This window comes from Bradyrhizobium sp. BLXBL-01, assembly GCF_051853025.1.
In the GTDB taxonomy this organism is placed as follows: Bacteria; Pseudomonadota; Alphaproteobacteria; order Rhizobiales; family Xanthobacteraceae; genus Bradyrhizobium.
On record NZ_CP182471.1, the window covers coordinates 6,976,908 to 6,996,704 of the forward strand.

The 19,797-nt window shown below is 61.2% G+C and carries 18 protein-coding genes; 15 read left to right on the forward strand and 3 right to left on the reverse strand.

Annotated features, from left to right (window positions below; all coding sequences use genetic code 11):
- The first annotated feature begins 511 nt into the window (after positions 1–511).
- Positions 512–1,249, forward strand: coding sequence for a metallophosphoesterase (locus tag ACNJYA_RS32335; RefSeq protein WP_439364415.1), 738 nt, complete (start codon positions 512–514; stop codon positions 1,247–1,249).
- 54 nt (positions 1,250–1,303) lie between these two features.
- Here ACNJYA_RS32335 and ACNJYA_RS32340 read toward each other — a convergent pair whose 3' ends face one another.
- Positions 1,304–1,582, reverse strand: coding sequence for a hypothetical protein (locus ACNJYA_RS32340; RefSeq protein WP_439401347.1), 279 nt, complete (start codon positions 1,580–1,582; stop codon positions 1,304–1,306).
- Positions 1,583–2,200: 618 nt separating this feature from the next.
- Here ACNJYA_RS32340 and ACNJYA_RS32345 point away from each other — a divergent pair.
- Positions 2,201–2,464 (forward strand): hypothetical protein, encoded by a 264-nt coding sequence (locus tag ACNJYA_RS32345; RefSeq protein ID WP_172785796.1) that lies wholly within the window; start codon positions 2,201–2,203, stop codon positions 2,462–2,464.
- Between the two features lie 1,679 nt (positions 2,465–4,143).
- Positions 4,144–4,299 carry a hypothetical protein gene (locus tag ACNJYA_RS32350; protein ID WP_439401348.1) on the forward strand — a complete coding sequence of 52 codons (156 nt, stop codon included), beginning with the start codon at positions 4,144–4,146 and terminating at the stop codon, positions 4,297–4,299.
- Positions 4,300–4,335: 36 nt separating this feature from the next.
- Here the strand turns inward: ACNJYA_RS32350 and ACNJYA_RS32355 are convergent, their stop codons facing one another.
- Positions 4,336–4,491, reverse strand: coding sequence for a hypothetical protein (locus tag ACNJYA_RS32355; RefSeq protein WP_271504703.1), 156 nt, complete (start codon positions 4,489–4,491; stop codon positions 4,336–4,338).
- A 2,887-nt stretch (positions 4,492–7,378) separates the two neighbouring features.
- Between ACNJYA_RS32355 and ACNJYA_RS32360 the strand changes: the two genes are divergently transcribed.
- The 11 genes from ACNJYA_RS32360 to ACNJYA_RS32410 all read left to right on the forward strand — a co-directional run bounded on the left by ACNJYA_RS32360 (position 7,379) and on the right by ACNJYA_RS32410 (position 17,540).
- Complete coding sequence (locus ACNJYA_RS32360; RefSeq protein WP_257187481.1) at positions 7,379–7,501, forward strand: hypothetical protein; 123 nt, start codon at positions 7,379–7,381, stop codon at positions 7,499–7,501.
- Between the two features lie 308 nt (positions 7,502–7,809).
- Positions 7,810–9,135: a cytochrome c oxidase subunit II gene (gene coxB, locus ACNJYA_RS32365; RefSeq protein WP_439401349.1), complete on the forward strand. Its 1,326-nt coding sequence runs from the start codon at positions 7,810–7,812 to the stop codon at positions 9,133–9,135.
- A gap of 2 nt (positions 9,136–9,137) precedes the next feature.
- Positions 9,138–11,045: a cytochrome c oxidase subunit I gene (gene ctaD / locus ACNJYA_RS32370; RefSeq protein ID WP_439403499.1), complete on the forward strand. Its 1,908-nt coding sequence runs from the start codon at positions 9,138–9,140 to the stop codon at positions 11,043–11,045.
- Complete coding sequence (locus ACNJYA_RS32375; RefSeq protein WP_439401350.1) at positions 11,042–11,641, forward strand: cytochrome c oxidase subunit 3; 600 nt, start codon at positions 11,042–11,044, stop codon at positions 11,639–11,641. Before ctaD ends, ACNJYA_RS32375 begins: the two co-directional genes overlap by 4 nt.
- Positions 11,638–11,991 carry a hypothetical protein gene (locus tag ACNJYA_RS32380; RefSeq protein WP_439401351.1) on the forward strand — a complete coding sequence of 118 codons (354 nt, stop codon included), beginning with the start codon at positions 11,638–11,640 and terminating at the stop codon, positions 11,989–11,991. Before ACNJYA_RS32375 ends, ACNJYA_RS32380 begins: the two co-directional genes overlap by 4 nt.
- Positions 11,979–12,902 carry a cytochrome c oxidase assembly protein gene (locus ACNJYA_RS32385; RefSeq protein ID WP_439401352.1) on the forward strand — a complete coding sequence of 308 codons (924 nt, stop codon included), beginning with the start codon at positions 11,979–11,981 and terminating at the stop codon, positions 12,900–12,902. The genes ACNJYA_RS32380 and ACNJYA_RS32385 overlap by 13 nt, the downstream gene beginning before the upstream one ends.
- 70 nt (positions 12,903–12,972) lie before the next feature.
- A complete protein-coding gene (locus tag ACNJYA_RS32390; protein ID WP_439364424.1) occupies positions 12,973–13,764 on the forward strand; it encodes a heme-binding protein in 792 nt (263 codons plus the stop codon).
- Positions 13,765–13,868: 104 nt separating this feature from the next.
- Positions 13,869–15,704, forward strand: coding sequence for a methanol/ethanol family PQQ-dependent dehydrogenase (locus tag ACNJYA_RS32395; RefSeq protein WP_439401353.1), 1,836 nt, complete (start codon positions 13,869–13,871; stop codon positions 15,702–15,704).
- The gene (locus ACNJYA_RS32400) at positions 15,688–16,521 is read left to right on the forward strand and encodes a substrate-binding domain-containing protein (RefSeq protein WP_439401354.1); all 834 of its coding nucleotides are present in this window, start codon (positions 15,688–15,690) and stop codon (positions 16,519–16,521) included. Before ACNJYA_RS32395 ends, ACNJYA_RS32400 begins: the two co-directional genes overlap by 17 nt.
- A complete protein-coding gene (locus tag ACNJYA_RS32405; RefSeq protein WP_439364427.1) occupies positions 16,521–17,153 on the forward strand; it encodes a c-type cytochrome in 633 nt (210 codons plus the stop codon). Before ACNJYA_RS32400 ends, ACNJYA_RS32405 begins: the two co-directional genes overlap by 1 nt.
- Before the next feature lie 12 nt (positions 17,154–17,165).
- Positions 17,166–17,540: a c-type cytochrome gene (locus ACNJYA_RS32410; RefSeq protein ID WP_172785785.1), complete on the forward strand. Its 375-nt coding sequence runs from the start codon at positions 17,166–17,168 to the stop codon at positions 17,538–17,540.
- 223 nt (positions 17,541–17,763) lie between these two features.
- On the opposite strand, the gene ACNJYA_RS32415 is transcribed toward ACNJYA_RS32410, so the two are convergent.
- On the reverse strand, positions 17,764–18,516 hold the full coding sequence (locus ACNJYA_RS32415) for a Crp/Fnr family transcriptional regulator (protein ID WP_439401355.1): 753 nt from the start codon (positions 18,514–18,516) through the stop codon (positions 17,764–17,766).
- Between the two features lie 577 nt (positions 18,517–19,093).
- On the opposite strand from ACNJYA_RS32415, the gene ACNJYA_RS32420 reads away from it, so the two are divergent.
- Complete coding sequence (locus ACNJYA_RS32420; RefSeq protein WP_439401356.1) at positions 19,094–19,750, forward strand: hypothetical protein; 657 nt, start codon at positions 19,094–19,096, stop codon at positions 19,748–19,750.
- Positions 19,751–19,797: the final 47 nt, after the last annotated feature.

Genomic DNA, 19,797 nt, shown 5'->3' on the forward strand with positions numbered 1-19,797 from the left:
CGCTGCACGCGAAACTTTTGCGGCGCACGAACAATGCGTCGCATTGAGATGCGTCGCGAAATTCGACGCGCTGAAAATGTCGTCACAGTGCTGACATATGAGCGAACGGAGTGCCCTATTTTGAATCAAGTTCCGCATCGGACGCGACGCAATCGTTGCACGAACCGCTCTTCGCTCAACTTTGAGGCGCTGCTTTGCTGCCGCCGAACGCAGCATCGGATCACTTGCGAGAATTTCCAGGGATTTCTATCTGCGGGTGTATGCGAGAATCTGCCACGAGTCATGCAGACTTGCCGCACGCTTCGAGGCAGCGATGCAATTCCTACGGACCTCTCTCGTTCCTGTCACCATCAAAAACAACTCGGCAAAAAATGCCGTGCCCTTCTTTTGGCGTGATCGGGACTGACAACAGGTTGCGCCCCCATGGAACTCGCCTTGTTCGCGTTGGATGGACGCTCTCCGGTGCCGGCGACTTGGGGATGTTTTTCCGACCACCCGATCGATGAGCGCCATGAAATCTTTCGCGCGATCCCAGCCGTCGCTTCCCAAACCGCAATTGCCTGACGGCGTCCGCATCTATGCGATCTCGGATATTCACGGCTGCGCGCATTTGCTCGAGCCCATGCTGCGGGTGATCGACGCCGACGTTGCGCGCAGCCGGCCGCGCTATGCTATCGAAGTCTTCATGGGCGATTACATCGATCGCGGCCCGGATACGCGTTCCACCCTCGACATCCTGGTCGAGCGGAGCCGCCGGGGAAATGCGGTCTTCCTCAAGGGCAACCACGAGGCCTTTCTGGTGAGGGTGTTCGAAGACCCTTCACTGTTCGAGGACTGGATTGCCTTCGGCGGCACCCAGACATTGATGTCCTACGGGCTTGCTCCGCCCGATCTCAAGCGCGACGAGCCGGCATCGATCCTGCGTGACTTGATTCGCGCGATGCCGACCGAGCATCTGGAATTTCTGGACAATCTGCGGTTGAGCTTCAGTTGCGGAGACTTCTTTTTCGTCCACGCCGGCGTTCGTCCGGGCGTCCCGTTGGCCGAGCAAACCGAGCGCGATCTGCTGTGGATTCGCGAGGAATTCCTGCGCAGCGAGGAGCAGTTCGGCAAATATATCGTCCACGGTCATACGCCGGTCCGCAGCGCCGAATTGCTGGCCAACCGCGCCAATATCGACACCGGCGCCTATGCGACCGGCAACCTCACCCTGATGAGCATCCAGGGCAGCCGCATGCTCGCGGTGTGATGAGTTTCAGCCTCCTGCCCCCGACGCGCGAGATGGAATGGACGCTCGCGGTTTCTAATTGAGCAGCGGCGACTGCGCCGGCCGCACACGCGTCTGGGCCATCCAGTCATTCCAGGCGCGTTCGTGCTTGACGTAGAGCTCCACCCAGCGTTCGCCATGCCTGGCCTCGCGGACGCGCGCCGCCTCGCCGAGCATGTCGGCACCGGCACGAGTGTCCGGCTTGTCCAGCGCCTCGAACTCGATCGTTTCCGATATCGTGAGACCAACGAGCACGCGCTGTCCGGCGCCGTCCACGATATAGCGTCGCGGCGCATCGTTCTTGGGCTCACTCATGTCTTCATGTCCCATCGGTTCGGTGTGACGCTGGATGCAGCCGTGGCATGGGACGATGCCTAGAAGGCTCGCCGGGCATGGCCGAACGTAGAGGTCGGAGCGGGCCGCGACGCCCGGCGCGAGGCGCCGCTGGATGAGTTCACAGCTCTGCGTTCGACGCGCCACGCGCGCAACGCGTATCCGAAAATGAGGCCAGCGCCGAAAATGAAAGCCGAGACAAACGTAGAAGTCATGGGAGCGTCCTGGATCGTGCGCCTCCTATGAAGAGTGAGCAGTGTGTCGACATCATGGTTCAAGAGGATTCACGGGCGCCGAAAAAATGTTCAAGGTTCGGCCTGCTTTGCATGCATGCCGCGCGCGTGCCAAGCGGCCGACCTCTGCCCGATCTCGTCTCGGCCGGTGGTGATCATCGAACACTCTATATATGGCGACCACAATCCTAAGAGACGTTCTCGCAGCCGATGCATCCAGGCCCGTCCCGGTCGAGCCGACGCGCGCCGGCGAGACCATGCGCCCCTGCAACTGGAAATTCGGCGTCAGCCGGTGAGCCCATACCCTTGCAACCATCCGGAACCCGTCGCATTATCGCACATCGCATTTCATGAGGGATTCAATCCAATGAACTTCCGCGCCGTTGTTTCGTCCATTGCCCTGTCTGCTCTCGGCCTCACCCTGGCGACATCCGTCACCTCAGCCGCCGAGCTCGCGCTTGCCCGGTCACACCGGGCTGCCGCCGTCCAAGGCGGACTTGTGTTCTGGGACGACGTCTACCCGCCGGCAATCTACGGCCCGCAGCTGCGCCCCGTGGAGGAAGTCGCGGCCATGAAGGCGCAGGCGCGGCCGGTGTCGCAGCGCTGGTGGGGATATTGGTACGTGCGGTAAGGCAGCCGGAGCAACAGGCTAGCAACCCAACCGTCCTCAATCATCAACCGCCGCGCCGAGCAAACGGTCGCGGCGGTTTTTTGTTTGACTCACTTTCAGCGCCTTTTGGGAGAGCGGCCGGACAAGCATGGCCGACGGCGAACAGGAAAACTCGCGCCTCCGCCCCCCCCATAACCCAAGCTACGCCGACATTAAAAACGTCCGCCCAAAAGTGCAAAAAAGGCGCCGGCGATGATTCCCTGCTTACAGGGAATTTTGCAGGGAAAAGTGCCCGTCGCGGGGGCGCCAACGGACGTAAAATGCGAAATGAGCGTTGAAATCGCAGGCATTGCGTCGCGATGCATTAAAATCCTAACAGGGAAATTCCGCCGATGATCAGGGAATGTGCTCGCGTCAAGCAGGCAAGACGTATTTCTCTCATCATTGTCAAGCCGAGGGTGCGCGCGACCATCTCCTGCGCGGGATCGAAGTTCGGCGGGCCCGCGAGCACGGCCGGAGGACTCCCGCTAGCTAATTCGTGCCCATCGCAAGCTCCCTGAGAGCCCACCATCCCTCGCGGTCCGAGGAGACCGTTGCGATAGATCAATGAGCAGTCCCCATCATCGGCCGGCGTGTATGGGCCGGACATTGGCGCGAGCTGCAGTGTACGGCTGCTAGAAGGAAAAGGCTCGCTTCCGGAGTAGACCACATCGGCCCCAGCTTGGAGGTTTTTCCGGATCGAAAAACGGAGCTGGGACCGAGAGGTCTGCCGCTGTCTAGTCGGCAAACACAGCTTCATCCCAAGAAATCGTCCACTTGGGATTCAACTTTGTGAATCCGACTCCATGGAATACTCCAGCCCGTGGGGGAACGAGCTGACAACAGGTCGTGCGAAGGACGTCACGCAAGACCGACAGTCGAACTGAGAGCAGGCACGATGGCTTCTAGCCGCCCGGGCGCGGTCGCAAGCCATAGGCAAGGGGCGGCTAGCGCTTCCTGCCAGTGGGCTTGCCTCGGCGGCGGCGCTTCTTCGGCTTAGACCTTTTTGGTTTTTTGCTCTGTTCAGCCGCGAGAACTCGAGCTCGGATTTCCTCTAATTCAACCAGTGCAGAAACGATACTCTGAAGACGTTCGCGAATTGCAGCAGCAGGAATCACCGCTCGACCGCGGGTGCTCATGGACGCCCCCAACTTGTTCTTCTTTGGGGCCGCCGTTGGCACCCGCTCGGAGTCTTCCTTTTTCGGCGAACCTAGTCGCTAACAAATTTAAACGACGACTACCGCGTCCCAGCCAGGTCGAGTTGTTCCCCGAGGGAACACTGCAGCATGCTGGCCAATCGCGTATTCTGGTAAGGTGTACGACCGCCGGCAGAAGCAGAACACTCTGAAGTTTATGCACGGCCTTTTCGCGACTATAGAGCAGCAGGAGCGCGCCAGGGTCCCGCACCCCAGCGCATCCAAGATCCAAAGCTGCATCGTTGCCTCACTGGAAGCAGGCTGCAACCGGATCACGTGCGGTACTTGCGATGGATCAATGAACAACCACGCCCCCAGCCGCGCGGCGATCGATCGGGAGCTTTAGCGTGCACGTGGGGCGCATTCACGGCCGCGTGTACGAAGCCATTTCAGGCGCCCAACGAAGCGAAGCTGAAACAATGCAGTCCGATGCTGTGACCGTAACGCCTGTTGAGGGAGGGTCAAATGCGTAGCCTGATTTTCGGTGCGGCCCTCCTGGCGCTGGCAACCATCGGGTGTTCCACGTTTATTTCGGCTGCCCTTTCCGCGGCACGGGATGCAAAAGCGGCAACGTTCTCCGAACGATTCGCGCCGGCAATGAAGGTTCCCTCAAGCAGCTAGTCCCACCAGCGTGAACCGGCGAGCGGATCGCGAGCCTCAATGGCGGGATTTGTCTTCTCGCTTAAGAAGCTCCAGTCGTCGCTCTAGCTCTTCCTTCTTCGCCAAAAGCCTCTTGGCCAGAATATCATTGACGACGGTGTGAAGTTGCCAGAGCTCTTCAAGAGCCATGCTCTCGAAAGGCTTCCGTTCCATGAATCCCCCGACTCACATGTCGCCAAGGCTAGCGCGAAACAAGAATTAGAGCCACTTTTCCAGGCGGGATGTAGCGAAAGAGGCGCCGAACTGCTTTATTGCGCCAGAACTTCGCAAGCCTCAGCGAGCTTTAAGTAGCTGTCGCGGGCAACCTGGCCCTTCATGATCTCGGCGAGTACCCGGCCTTCGACCGATCTCTGAGCCGTTTAGCATGCACAGCATGATCCATTCGGCAATTCTAGCACTCAGCTCTACATCCTTGTGTAGCAAACGACACACAAGAGCACTTCCATGGGGGCCGATCTACGACCTTAATCGGTATAAGCGCGTGGTCGCTCGGTTTCTGCAGTCTCGTTTGAGGCCAAGCAACGCCGCGCCCGTTCGATCTGTGCGTCAGTAGCGCCATGATTGCGTGCGTACATCTCGGCCACTGGTGCCGAATATTTCGCGACGTAGTATCGGACCTCGCTGCACGAGATGCGTCCCGTCGGCCTGTGGTGACGCGAAGCGAGGGCTTCGGACCCCAGCGGGATCAGCAACAAAGCAACAATAGCTCCGGCCCGTACGATCATTCTCCTCGCCCCCATCTATTTGTCTGGTTCGTTAGCAGAGAGCAGGCCTGAATCGCGCACGCGACGCAAATTAACAATCGTGCACCGATCCAAAGAGCTGTGCGACTGTTGCTCCAATGCTTCGGTGCTGCGCGCGTACCGGATAGTGAGGTCGTGGTCGAGCGATCTGGCGCGAGCTTTCCAGAAAGCGGAAGTGGCAAGTTCGGTCATCGCACTGAACGGCTCTACGAGCTCGCAATAGCTATCTCCGCCGAAGCACTCGCCTTCTACGACGGGCTTTGGGGATACGGCTGGTCCTCGCAATCGTTCTCGCCTGAGCGGCTCGTAGGCGATGCCGGAGAGTCTGCAGTTCTCGAAACAGTGCGAGCAGTCCCTCGACCCGCTCGCCCAGAATAGTCGAACAATTGTGAACCCGACCTCGATTACTCATTACTGCCCAACCATGATTGTTGAAAGCAATAGGCGGTCGACAACGGGAAAAATATGCAATCCAGGGTAGCAACATACAACCCATAAATGACGACGGTATTAACCCTATAAATGACGACCATACTAAAATGGGGCGACGCAAAGGTCTCTACACCGTTGTCACAGCGCACTCCTTTCGCTTTGTCTTTCGGGTCGTTTTCGTTCCGCAAGTTCGGCCTGTTCGGCAAGGCTACGGGCTTGGTACCGCAGCATTCACGCGCGCCCCGATCTCTCAGGCTGGTGGTCCCATTCTGCCCTTTACCCGCGCGACGGCTGCTAGCAGGGGTGACGCTCGTATCGCTTGGGTGGCCCTTCGATCGACGGCTCTCGTACTAGTGCTGAGTGCGCCGGCTGTTAAGGGTTGGTTTAGCTCCCGGCGCGATCATGGCGACCGCAAGGGACCCGAGCATGCAATTGCACCATGCGAATACCTTGGAAAGGATCGTGACCGTAGCCAATCACGGCAATGGCGCGGTCGCGGCACGGCCCGTCACCTTCGACCAATCGGATTTCTCGACCTCTACTCGAGATGAGGTCCTGGCGTTATTGGCGCCAAGCGGTCCCTCAAAACCCACTATTTGGCTCGTCGTGGTCGCTTTGGCTGGGGGCTTCGGATTGGGCTGGGTTGGTGCTTGGTATGGTCCTGCAGCTCTCTCGGCTCTCAGCCCGACTGCTCAGGTGGAAACGGCTTCGCGCCGCATGCCGGACACGAAGTCAAGCGGTAAGGCCGAAAGCGCCCGAAAGTTTGCGTCAGCGTCGGCCTCGCGAACAGCACCTGCTTTAGCGCAACCCTCCACGGTGTTCGCGAGCGTTGCTGCGAAGCCTCTGGCCAAAACCTCGAGCGGGGCGCAATCCGCGGAAACTTCGAACCCAGCTTCTTCGGCTGTCGGCGCGGACGCGTCTGTGACTGGCTCGCTGGCGCCTGCGGGGCCGCTCCTGTCGGCCGCCGAGACAAGACCAACGACCATTGCAGGTTGGGCCGTGCTGGACGTTCGCGGGGGAACGGCGGTGCTCGAAGGGCCCGACGGAATTCGGATGGCCGCACGCGGTGACGTGGTCTCTGGCATAGGGCGAATTGACTCTATCGTGCGCTGGGGGAATCGCTGGATAGTTGCCACAGCCAACGGATTGATCTCGACGCCCTAATCTGGACAGGCCAGCTCGGGCGAGCTTGGCCATCACGCCCGTGCTCGCACCTCCCGTAGAATGTCCGTACTCCGAACTTTACGCCAAAGCGATTGACAAGCAGTTAGGAGGTTGCGAGCAGCCGATGCGGTATGCAGGTTGCGTCGAGAACGCTGTCGGCAAACGTTGGCTCGGAAATGGCCGGGGCGCCGGATTTAGGCAAGTAGCGGTTGACACCCGGAAAAGCGAAAGCATAGCGGCTAGGTGGTAGTGATGCCGGAGTCCGCGCCCGAATTAGATCAGTCCTTTTTTCGTGACCCGCAAGCTACGGACGTAATACCCTTGTCGCTGAACCGTTGACCTAATCTCCTCGCTTACTTTGAGAATTCTTGTTCTGCTCTTGCGCCACCTATTTGTAGAACAAGCGCCTGGGATTGAGGAGCCTGCGCTTAGAACGAGCACGTCACGCTTGCCATTGCGATAAACATCAAACATTTTTCGTCCCCGCGATTATATCAAAGCGAAATATGTTTTCGTCATTCCGGTCGACGAGCTTACTAGCCTGCACGGCAGCGCGGGTTGCAAATATGCAACGCTTCGACGCATCTTCATCAAGCCGATTGATGTGCCCTTCCTGAAGCAGGGTTCACGCCACCAGATCCTTCTAGGAACCTCCCGCGCATCACGATATTGCACACGAACATCGGGATACGGAGCCGACCATGCACGAAGACCTGCGCGTGCTTGCCCAGCCCGGAGCGATCGTCGCTGTTCTGATGGTCCTGCTGCTGATGGCCGGGGGTGACGTTTTCATTCTGATTGCCATCAAGGGCTGGCCATTTTAGTTGGCCGGCCATGGTCGACGTCAGCCAAATCATTTTCTGGGCTGGGCGCCCCTTCTGCGAACCGCGATCGGCACCACGATCACCTATATCGCCGTGATTGTCCTGCTCCGCCTCGCAGGTCCGCGAACCCTTGCAAAGTGGTACGCCTTCGACCTAATCGTCACCCGTCGCACTCGGGTCGACCTTCACCAACAGCGTTCTGTCCGGCAACATCAGCGTGGCGTAGTCTTTGGTAGGCTTCGCCATCCCGATCGCGCTGCGATCCGTAATGGCGCTTTCCGGTAGCGCATTGGAGCGAACTGCGGATCGTGGCCAATCCGCAACCGGAACTGCTGCTCCATCGCGGGAAGTTTCTTCAGGATGCGATGCGCCGCCAGCGCGTCGCCGAGGCGGACGTCCGCGCGGCGATCCGGCATCAAGGTATTGGCCGCGTTGAAGATGTGGATGCTGTCGTGCCCGAGGCCGACGGCACTTTCAGCGTCACCAGGACGCTCGGGCCCAGTGCCAGCGCACTCGCCGTTATCACGGCTGGGCGGCTCCCATTCTGCCAATCGCTCGGACGACGAATAGGAACCTATGTAGGATCGCACGGTTCCGCCTGTGAGGCGGAGTATAGAGATTCCATGTCGGTCTGGGTACGAGGGGTCCTGGTGCTATGCACGATATGGCCGCTGGCCGCGTGCGCCGGTCAGCAGTCGGCGCTCGACCCGCAGGGCCTTCAGTCAGAGCAGATCCAGCATACGCTGTTCATTTTTCTCGTCATCGCGGCGATCGTCTGGATCGCCGTCGTCATCGTGCTCGGCGTGGGTATGTTGCGTCGAAAGCCCTTGACGGATCAGCCGTTGGACCTTGATCAGGCGTTCGAAGAACGCTCCGGACGCGTGGTCCTCGCGCTTGGAATCGCGACGACGGCGATCGTGCTCGGCCTTTCCTTTGTCAGCTATGCGGGGCAGCGCACCGTCTTCGCGAAGGACGAACACGTCCTTACGATCAAGATCATTGGCCACCAATGGTGGTGGGAGGTTCGTTATGAAGCCGATCGTCCGCACCAAAGCTTCGTGACGGCCAACGAGATCCGCATTCCGACCGGGCAGCCCGTCAAAGTCGAGCTGGAGTCCGCAGATGTGATCCACAGCTTCTGGGTTCCGAGCCTGACCGGGAAGATGGACCTGATCACCGGACAGAAAAACGAGTTGCAATTCACGGCGAGGAACGCTGGTGTTTATCGCGGCCAGTGCGCCGAGTTCTGCGGACTGCAACATGCTCACATGGCGTTCGCAGTGATCGCCCTGCCGCCGGACGAGTTCGGCCGCTGGCGCGATCATGAGAACCAAAGCGCGGCGAGTCCCTCGGATCAACTCGGCATGCAGGGCGAGGCGCTGTTCCGCGGCCGCGGCTGCGCTTTGTGCCACAATATCAGCGGCACGATGGCCGGTGGGCAGCTAGGCCCGGATCTCACCCATCTCGCCAGCCGCACCACAATTGCCGCAGGAACGCTGCCGAACACTCCGGCGACGCTTGCCGGCTGGATCGCCGATCCCCAGCACATCAAGCCCGGCAATCTCATGCCGAAGATGCCGCTGCAATCGGACGAACTCATCGCGATCCTTCATTATCTGGAGCAGCTCAAGTGAGCATGGCCGCTGAACCGAAGGACTTGCGGGACGATGCCCTGAACGGCCTTCGGCTCTCCACACAGCTAGAGCGGGTCTGGCGCACGCCCCCGGGGCTTCTCGGTGCGCTCATGTCGGTGGACCACAAGGTCGTGGGTCGCCGCTACATCGTGACCGCATTTGCGTTTCTGGGTCTCGGCGGGCTCCTTGCGGTTCTGATGCGCATTCAACTGGCCGGGCCAGAGAAAACCTTCCTCTCGGCGGACAAATACAACCAGATCTTCACGATGCACGGCTCGACCATGATGTTCCTGTTCGCCGTGCCGGTCATGGAGGCGTTCGCCGTCTATCTTGTGCCGCTGATGGTCGGCACGCGAAACATCGCATTTCCACGTCTGAATGCCTTCAGCTACTGGATGTTCTTGTTCGGCGGTGGTTTTCTCTGGATCTCGTTCCTGTTCAATGTCGGCCCCGACGTCGGCTGGTTTTCCTACGTTCCGCTCTCCAATCTGCAATTCACGCCGAGCAAGCGCGCCGACGTCTGGGCGCAGATGATCACCTTCACCGAAGTCGCAGCTCTCGCAGTAGCCGTCGAGATCATTGTCACGGTGTTCAAGCTGCGCGCGCCAGGCATGACGCTCGACCGCATTCCGCTGTTTGTGTGGGCGATGCTGGTCACTGCATTCCTCGTAATGTTCGCGATGCCGTCGGTCATGGTCGCATCGACGTCGCTGATCTTGGATCGGCTGGTCAACACCCGATTCTATGATTCTTCGTCCGGCGGACACCCCCTGCTCTGGCAGCATCTGTTCTGGTTCTTCGGACATCCCGAGGTCTACATCATCTTCATCCCGGGGACCGGCATGGTCTCGGCGATCCTCGCGACCTTCGCGCGACGCCCAGTGATCGGCTATCCGATCGTCATCCTGTCGCTGATCGCCACCGGATTGCTGTCGTTCGGTCTCTGGGTCCACCACATGTTCGTCACCGGCCTACCGCAGCTGGGTGCCGGACTGTTCACGGCTTCCAGCATGCTGATCGCGGTGCCCAGCGGGCTTCAGATCTTCTGCTGGCTGGCGACGCTGTGGGACGGGCGGCTGGTCTACCGGACCCCGCTGCTGTTCGTGATCGGCTTCATCCTGATCTTCGTGCTCGGCGGACTCTCGGGCGTCATGGTCGCCTCGGTACCGATCGACACCCAGGTGCATGACACCTACTTTGTCGTCGCCCACTTCCATTACGTGCTGATCGGTGGCGCCGTTTTCCCATTGATCGGTGCCGTCTATTATTGGTTTCCCAAGATCGCGGGCCGCGTGCTTAGCGAGCGGCTGGGACGCTGGAACTTCTGGCTCGCCTTCATCGGCTTCAATATCGCGTTCTTCCCGATGCACATTCTCGGCCTGATCGGCATGCCGCGGCGGGTCTACACCTACACCGCCGACATGGATTGGGCTCACCTGAACTTGGTGTCCAGTGCCGGCGCGCTTGTGTTTGCGGTCAGCTTCGCTCTGCTTCTCGTCAACGTGATCTACAGCCTGCGCAAGGGCGAGCTCGCGGGCGACAATCCGTGGGGTGCCTCGACGCTGGAATGGGCGACGTCCTCGCCGCCGCCGCCGCAGAATTTCGATCGCATTCCCGTCGTCAAGCACCGCGACCCCCTGTGGGCCGACGGCGAAAGCCTGCCCGTGGTCGCTGGCCTCAGCACGGACAGGCGTGAAGTTCTGCTGACGTCACTCGCGGAAGCGGAGCCGCAAGTCCGGGAGGCCTCGCCCGAGCCCAGCATCTGGCCGTTGCTCACGGCGATCGCGACGACGATCTTCTTCATCGGCTCGATCTTCACGCCCTGGGCGGTGCTCTGGGGCACGCCGCCAATGGCCATTGCTCTGATCGGCTGGTTCTGGCCCAAAGGCAGCAAGGAGGACGAGGCGTGAGACAGACAATCGTGCGCAACGTCTCGGAGCTGCCGACCTACGGCTTCGGTCCGCGCAGCGGCCCCTGGTGGGGCGCCATGGGCTTTATGGCGCTCGAAGGCATGGGCTTCGCCGTCGCCATCGGCGCCTATCTCTACCTCTACGCAGTCAACTCGAGCTGGCCGATCGGCGCTCCGCCGCCGGATCTCTGGCCCGGTACGACCGCGACCGTGCTCTATCTGCTCAGCATTATCCCGAATGAATACACCAATCGCGTCGCGCACCGGCAGGATCTCGCAAAGACCCGCATCTGCCTGATGGGGATGGCTTTGATCGGTATCGCGCTTCTGGTGCTGCGCGGCTTCGAGTTCGCGCATCTCAACACCCGTTGGGACAATTCCGCCTATGGCTCCATCGTCTGGCTAGTTCTCGGATTGCATACGGTTCATCTCGCCACCGACGTCGGCGACACCGTCGTCTTGGCCGTGCTGATGTTCACCCGCCACGCCAAGCCGCGCCGATTCAGCGACGTGACCGACAACGTGTTCTACTGGAACTTCGTCGTGCTCGCCTGGCTGCCGCTCTATGTCCTGCTCGATTGGATGCCGCGCCTATGACCGGAACCGAGGGAAATGCAAAGCTGCTCTACTGGGCCGGTGTGGCGCTCGGACCCATCGCATGGGGACTGAACCTGCAAGGCATCTACGTGCTCGCACATTTCTCGTGCGCGACGACGCGCGTGAGCGGCACGATCGTCAGCGTGGTGCTGGCCATCGTCGCACTGGCTGGAACTGCGATATCGGCCCGTGCGGTTCGCCGCAGCGCTGGCGCAGAATGGGTCGATGCACAAGGCGGCGGCCCGAAATCATTCATGGCCTGGCTTGGCGTCGGCATGGGCGCGCTGTTTGCGCTCGTGATTGCGAACCAATTGGCCGCCTCGCTCCTGATCAGCCCATGCCTGCGCTGAGACTTGCAGCACTGCTGCTAGTGCTGCTCGCGCAGCCGGCAGCCGCGCACGGGCTCTCAGACGTCGATGCGGGATCGCTCTGGAGCTACGATCCCTGGCTCATGGCCCCGCTCTATGCGGTCGGCATCGGCTTTTATGTCGGGACGCAGCGGCTGTGGGCACATGCGGGAGGCGGCCGCGGCGTCAGTTTCCGCCAGGTCGGCGGTTTCTGGATCGGCTGGATGATCGCAGCGCTCGCCGTGACATCGCCCCTACACTGGCTCGGCGAACGCCTGTTCACTGCGCATATGGCCGAGCACGAACTCCTCATGGTGATTGCCGCGCCGCTGATGGCCTACGCGCGCCTCAACGGTCCCTTGCTGTGGAGCCTGCCGGCATCGTTCCGCCCCGCAGCCGGGCGTATGCTGAATGCCCTGCCCGTGGCGCGCGCGTGGGGTTTTGTCGGTCATCCCGTGAGCGCAACGGCGCTGCATGGCCTGGCGCTCTGGGCCTGGCACGCCCCGCCGCTCTATACATGGGCGCTCACGAACCCTGCGGTCCATCGCTTTCAGCACATCAGTTTCTTCGCAACTTCCCTGTTGTTCTGGTGGGTCCTGCTGCACGGCCGCGGCGCGGGACGCAGCACCCGCATGCGCGACGGCATCGCCATCGGCTGCCTGTTCATCACGATCGTGCACTCAGGCGTGCTCGGCGCTCTGCTCACCATCTCGCCGCGAGTCTGGATCCCCGGCCAAGGCGCCCTCGCCGGCGAATTCGGCCTTTCGCCGCTCGAAGACCAGCAGCTCGCCGGCATCTTGATGTGGGTGCCCACGGGCATCCTCTATACCGGCGCGGCGCTGTTCTTTGCGCATCGGTGGCTGACCGTCAATGACAACGACGCGCCGCTCGCTTCCATTCAAAGTCCGGGGTGAGCCCCCCGCATAGGAACTGCAACTTCCGTTCGAACGTTCGCCTGCTGATACGATGCCGAACGGAAATCACATGGGCCCACGATGCGTCACGGCGACAGCTGCCATCCTGGTGGCGGTATTCTCGCTGCCCGTAAGTATGAAAGCGCAGGACCAGCCCAGGCCTGCAATGTCGTGTCCGGTCGACCATGATCAGCTCGCGGATATCCTCAAGAAGAGCGTCAAGCCGGGCGGCGGCCCGAGCAATGGCGGTCTGGACAACAACGAGTGGGCTGCGGTCGTCAATCGGCAGGGCATTGTCTGCGCCGTCACCTACAGCGGCAGCAAGGTTGATGATCAATGGCCGGGCAGCCGGGCGATCGCAGCGGAGAAGGCCAACACGGCGAATGCGTTCAGCCTCAAGGACAAAGCGATGGCGACAGCCAATCTGTACGCTGGGGCGCAGCCGGGCGGATTCCTGTTCGGTGCTGTTCTGAGCAACCCGCCGTCTCCGGAGGTCCTGTACGCCGGCAACCCGGACGAGTTTGGGACGACGCATGATCCGATGGTGGGCAAGCCCGTTGGGGGCGTCATCGTCTTCGGCGGCGGCTTGGCGCTCTATGACGGCAACGGCATCGCCGGTGCGCTCGGCGTCAGCGGAGACAGCTCTTGCGCCGATCACAACGTCGCCTGGCGCGTGCGCCACCTGCTCGGGCTCGACCACGTGCCCGCCGGCGTCAGTCCGAACATGAGGGACGCAATCATCTACGACATTGGGCCGGATGGCAAAAGCGCCTCAGGCTTCGGTCACCCCAAGTGCAATGGCAAGGAGGACCAGATCGCGGTCGATCTCGGCGCAGGCGTCTCCGGAAACGTGGTGAGATAGCCCGGCAATCACACTTTGGAACCAAGCAGAAGCGCAAGGTTTGTACCTTCGCAAACCGGCCTGCAAAGCCGCACGGCCTCGTCGTCGCCGTGGAGATCTAACATATGTTGGTGTGTGTTTCCGCGCGGTTGTTGAGCGCGCTTTGCGCGGCCGTCGCGTTGCTGTCGTCTGCTGCGGCTCAGAGTGATCTGGCGAGCCGCATGAAGGACCCCGGTCAATGGCCGATGGCGGCCCGCGACTATGCCAACACCCGATACAGCGAGCTCGACCAGATCAACACGACCAATGCGTCGCGTCTGCAGCTGGCATGGACCTTTTCGCTTGGCGCCGACCGCGGCCAGGAGGCGGCGCCGCTCGTGGTCGACGGCACGATGTATGTGGTCGGTCCGTATGCGGGCCCCTATCCCAACCGCGTTTTTGCGCTGGATGCGACGACGGGCGAGCTGAAATGGTCCTACGCACCGAAGCCGGAGCCCGCGGCGGCGGGCGTCGCCTGCTGCGATGTCGTCAATCGAGGGCTCGCCTTCGACAACGGAAAGGTCTTCCTCAATACGCTCGATAACCACACCGTCGCGATCGACGCCAAGACTGGTAAGGAGCTTTGGCACACCAAGCTCGGCGAGATCAACAAGGGCGAGACGATCACGATGGCGCCCCTCGTGGTGAAGAGCAAGATCCTCGTCGGCAACAGCGGCGGCGAACTGGGCGTGCGCGGCTGGATCACGGCCCTCGATGAGAACACCGGCGCCATCGCCTGGCGCGCCTATTCGACCGGTCCCGACAAGGATGTGCTGATCGGGGACGACTTCAAGCCATTCTATGACAATCTGAGGGGTGCCGATCTCGGCGTGAAGAGCTGGCCTGCGTATCGCTGGCAGGTTGGTGGCGGCACGGTCTGGGGATGGATTTCCTACGACCCCGATCTGAACCTGATCTATTACGGCACCGCCAATCCGAGTCCCTGGAATGCCAACCAACGCAGCGGCGACAATCTCTGGAGCGCGTCGATTTTCGCCCGCGACCCCGACACAGGTCGTGCGAAATGGGCCTATCAATTCAGTCCGCACGATCTGTTCGACCATGACGAGATCAACGAGAACGTGCTGGTCGATCTCGAGCTCAACGGCCAGCTACGCAAGGTGCTGATCCATCCCGGACGCAACGGCTATATGTACGTCATGGATCGCGCCACCGGCGAAGTCATCTCGGCTGACGCTTATGAGTTCGTCAACGCCTATAACGGAGTCGATCTCAAGACCGGCAAGATCGTCCCAAATGAGGAGAAGACGCCGCTCGTCGGCAAGACCGTCGAGAACATCTGCCCTGCAGCGCCCGGTGCGAAAGATTGGCAGCCAAGCGCGTGGTCGCCGCGCACGAAATTGCTCTATGTGCCGCATCAGCATCTCTGCATGAACTTCAAGGCCTCGCAGGTCGGCTACATCGCAGGCACGCCCTATGTCGGCGCAGATGTCGACATGTATGCCGGGCCCGGTGGCCACCGTGGCGAGTTCATGGCGTGGGACCCGATCGCGCGCAAGAAGGTCTGGGAGATCAAGGAAAACCTGCCGGTCTGGAGCGGCGCGCTGGTGACCGCCGGCGACGTCGCGTTCTATGGCACCATGGACCGCCTGTTCAAGGCGGTGGATGCCAAGGACGGACGCGTGCTCTGGCAATTCCGCGCCGGCTCCGGCTTCATCGGCCAGCCTGTTTCCTATCGCGGCTCCGATGGACAGCAATATATCGCGATCCTGTCGGGCGTCGGTGGCTGGCCCGGCGTGGTGGCCAATGCCGAGGTCGATCAGCGTGTGCGCAACGCCGCACTCGGCTTCACCGGCGCGACGCAGGATCTGCCCTTCTATACTGCCGGCGGAAGCGAGTTGCTGGTGTTCAAGCTCGGCGGCGCAAGCGGCGAGCATCCAAGCCATGCGCCTGCGAAATAGCGCGATCACCCTCGCCGTCCTGGTTGCTCTCACGCCCGCGCCGGGGGCCGCATCGGACGGCGAGCTTCGGGTCTGTGCCGATCCGAACAATCTGCCGTTCTCGAACAGTGCCGGGGCGGGATTCGAGAACAGGCTCGCCGTCATGGTCGCCCAGCATCTCGGCCGGAACGTCGCCTACACCTGGTGGGCGCAGCGTCGCGGATTCATCCGCAACACGCTGAAAGCGGGCCAATGCGACGTGGTGATGGGCGTGCCTGAAGGGTATGGCATGGCGGAGACCACGAAGCCCTATTACCGCTCGACCTACGTCTTCGTCACCCGGCAAGACCGGCAGCTCGACCTCTCCTCGCTGCTCGACCGGCGGTTGCATGACCTGGCAATCGGCGTGCACTTGATCGGCGACGACGGCAACAATCCGCCGCCGGCACAGGCGCTCGGCCAACAGGGTATCGTCGACAACGTCCGGGGCTATTCGATTTACGGTGATTACCGGGAGGCCAATCCGCCGGCGCGCCTGATCGAGGCGGTCGAGAACGGCGAGATCGACGTTGCCGCCGTTTGGGGTCCACTGGGCGGCTATTTCGCGCAAGGCTCGCCCGTGCCGCTCACGGTGACGCCGATCCAGGACTACGAGGGCTTCGCCCCCCAGCAATTTCAGTTCGCCATCGCAATAGGCGTGCGCAAGGGCGATCACGCTTTGCGCGACCGGCTGAACGCGTTCATCGACGCGCACCGATCCGAGATTGCCGCGCTGCTGCGGAGCTACAGCGTGCCTCTGGTCGAACAGCCGCTCACTGCATCCGGAGGACACGAGTGATGTCAGCTCAAGCGATGCGCGCAAGCGCCATATCACTGCTGCTGGCGGCACCGCATAGCTCTGTACTGGCCCAGCAGACTCTGCCGCAATCGCAGGAGGCACAAATGCCCACGCTGGCGCCCCGGCCGAACTTCGGCGGCAGCGTCGGCAACGGCCGGCCCGGTGTATTCATGCAGGTTCCGGTCAGTCATCTCCACCCCGGCGCGCAGCCTGATCCGCCCCAGATCAAGAACCCCATGCAGGGCGATCCCAATGCGGAGCAACGCGGGATGACCTACTATGTCAACTTCAACTGCGTCGGTTGCCACGCGCCTAACGGGGGCGGCGGCATGGGGCCGGCGCTGAGCAACAACACCTTTACCTACGGATCGCAGCCCGAAAACATCTTTCTCTCGATCTACCAGGGACGGCCGAACGGAATGCCGGCCTGGGGCGCGCTGCTGCCTGACAATGTGATTTGGGATCTGGTCACCTATATCGGCAGGATCAGCAACGAGCCGAACCGCCAATGGGGCCGCACCTTCGCGGCCAATCCGCTTTCGCCCGAAGTCGAACAGGTGCCGACCGAGCAAGTCTCGACATCCGATCCCTGGTCGGCGACTAAGAAATTCAATTTCGGCCAGAAGCCGTGATCGGAATGGCCAATGGGCGACAATCCTGCCTCACGATTGATCATGGCGTCACTGCTGGGGCTGGCAATGATTGGCAACGCGGGGGCTGCAGGCCCAGACAATTTCAACGGCGACGCACGTCGCGGCGCCGATCTCGTCAAGAACTACCGTTGCGGCACCTGCCACGACATTCCCGGCGTTGCGGGCGCTAATGGTAATGTCGGCCCACCGCTGCATCGGATCGGCACACGCACCTACATCGCCGGCTACATCCAGAACTCGCCGGACAACATGGCCGCCTGGATCGAAGATCCGCAGAAGGCGCTGCCGGGCAACGCCATGCCCCGAATGGGAATCCCGCAGAAGGACGCGCGCGACATCGCGGCTTTTCTGTATACGCTGAAATAATTGCGCTGCACCGCCGTTTGGTGGCGACGGCGAGCCGCCAATCCACTCAGGTCAGGAGCAGGCAGTAATAAGGGGGTGAGGGTAAGTCCTCTGCGGCTGAGTGACCCTAAGCTGACCGTCGCAACATCGCGAAGCGGGACATGAAAAGCCAATGGATGACTTCCGTAACAGTCCCCCGCTCGACGAGCCGCCAAACGCTGCTGTTCTGTGCCAAACATTCGATTCATCGGAACGGGGAATAGTGGAGATGCGAAGCATTCGGCGAGCCCAGCTCCTCCTCGTCCATTCGTTTGATCCGCTGGCGCATCACGTCATAACACTCGCAAGCGACGCTTTCGAGTTGCGCTCGGTGGACCTCCAACGCGCCTCGCCGCTCCGAGATGATGCATCCGATTGCCCGAAGTTTGCGCATCGTTAGAGACACGGTCGTTCGCCGCACCCCAAGAAGTTGTGCGAGCGCCTCTTGGGTCAATCTGATCTCGCCGTTGGCAACACGGTCGTGAATCTCAAGCAACCATCGGGCCATGCGACATTCCACCGGGTGCACCGCGTTGCAGGCAGCCACGTTCTGAAGCTGCAGCAATTGGGTGCGGAGATGGAGGCGCAGAACACGCTTGATGGCACCGCTCTGCTCATAGGCTTGTTGCAATCGTGGAACAGGAATCTGGAGCGCAGCTCCCGCCACATAGGCCGTTGCTGTGACTGGCGAGTGGGAAGGACTTAGAATGGAGAGAGCGCCGACCGCTCCTTCCGAGCCCATGAGAGTGGAAGCGACAATGTGTCCGTCCGACATCTCAACCAGGAACGCCACGATCCCGCTAAGGGGAAAATAGACTTGTTTGAGCTCATCTCCGGTTCGCACCAGTACAGCGTCAGACTCGAACGCTATCTTCTGAACGTGAGGCTCAAGCAGGTTGAGATCCGCTGGCGGCAATGCCGCCAAAAGCCGATTCTCGGGCCCGGTCTGGAGCGCCATTTGCGGATGTCCCTTCGAGCACGCCGAAGCACCCGAAGCTTCAAACCAGCGTTCGGGGGTCCTGTTCCAAATTTTCCCGATAGACCCACGCACGATATAGTCCGGTCACGGCTTCACGCCCCATTGCGCCCCGGGGCCGCCTTTTTGATTTCGTAATCTCCGAACCCGCCAAAGCAGAGGCTTGGCGGCATGAGGATTTGAGCGTGCGTTTACGGGACTTCTTAAGCTTCGCTTCCTCGCACTGCTCTCACGGTTCGTGCCACGATCTGTTCCTGCTCTCGATGGGAAGTTGAGAGGATCGACTTCGCCACTTCCGCCAAAGTCGGCACCCGAAATTGCCCGGACTGCCGCACAAGAACTCCACACCCTCTGCCGCCCCGGCCTAACCGGGTAGTCCTAGAGAATCTACGGTGACCCGGCGCGCACGGTATTAACAGGCGGTGATTGAATGTCGCGTCCTTCCTGTTGGCTCAGCACCGGCGCGAGTGATTGTAACGAGCACCGTAGCGCTACGGATTGAACGTTCAGCGCTGAGCCCCACGTTGATCTGGGGGCCGATTAGCATCCAGAGGACAACATGCCCCATCTCGAACTAGAACCGGAGAAGCGACGCTCGATTGCTGATGCCCTGGACGTTCTGCACCGGTCCGCCACTTTCGACGGAGGACACACCGTAAAACTCCGGATCGGTAGCTTGCGACTTCCCTCACAAGATATCGTTGGCTTGCCGGCCGTTGTTGCCGAGAACGCGGCGGGGGAGACAACTTTCATTGTCGGCCTGCCAGCCTGCGACTTAGTTCGGGCTAGTCGTCAAGGTAGCGACAAGTGCGAGGAGTTCAGCGTCTCTCGATTCGATGAAGCGACCGTTGATGGCTGTGGCGTCGTCGAGCTGACCGATGGCACACGGCTCCGCGCCGCCGAGGTCGTGCCGGCCTCACTTTCCCACACTGTCACGGATTTGGAGTGGCGCATTGTCCACGCCACAATCGCGTTCATGCACGCCGGACACGAGTGTTATCGCTCCCCGACCCCTGGATGGCCACCGCTGCTGGATTGCAGCAGACTTCCCAGCCTCCATAGCAGCTGCGGTTTAAAGCAAATCCAGGGCTACATTGCCGACCAAGTGCCGGAGCTTGCGCCGCCGTCGCTGCAGCAGATCGCCAACACCTTGCGCAAATTTGGCATGCGCATCCCCATTGAGCGACCACGTCGTGGCGGAGCGGCAACGTCGTGAGCCGCCTTCTCGCCACAGTTGGACTTGGATCGCGGCTGGTGCAGGCG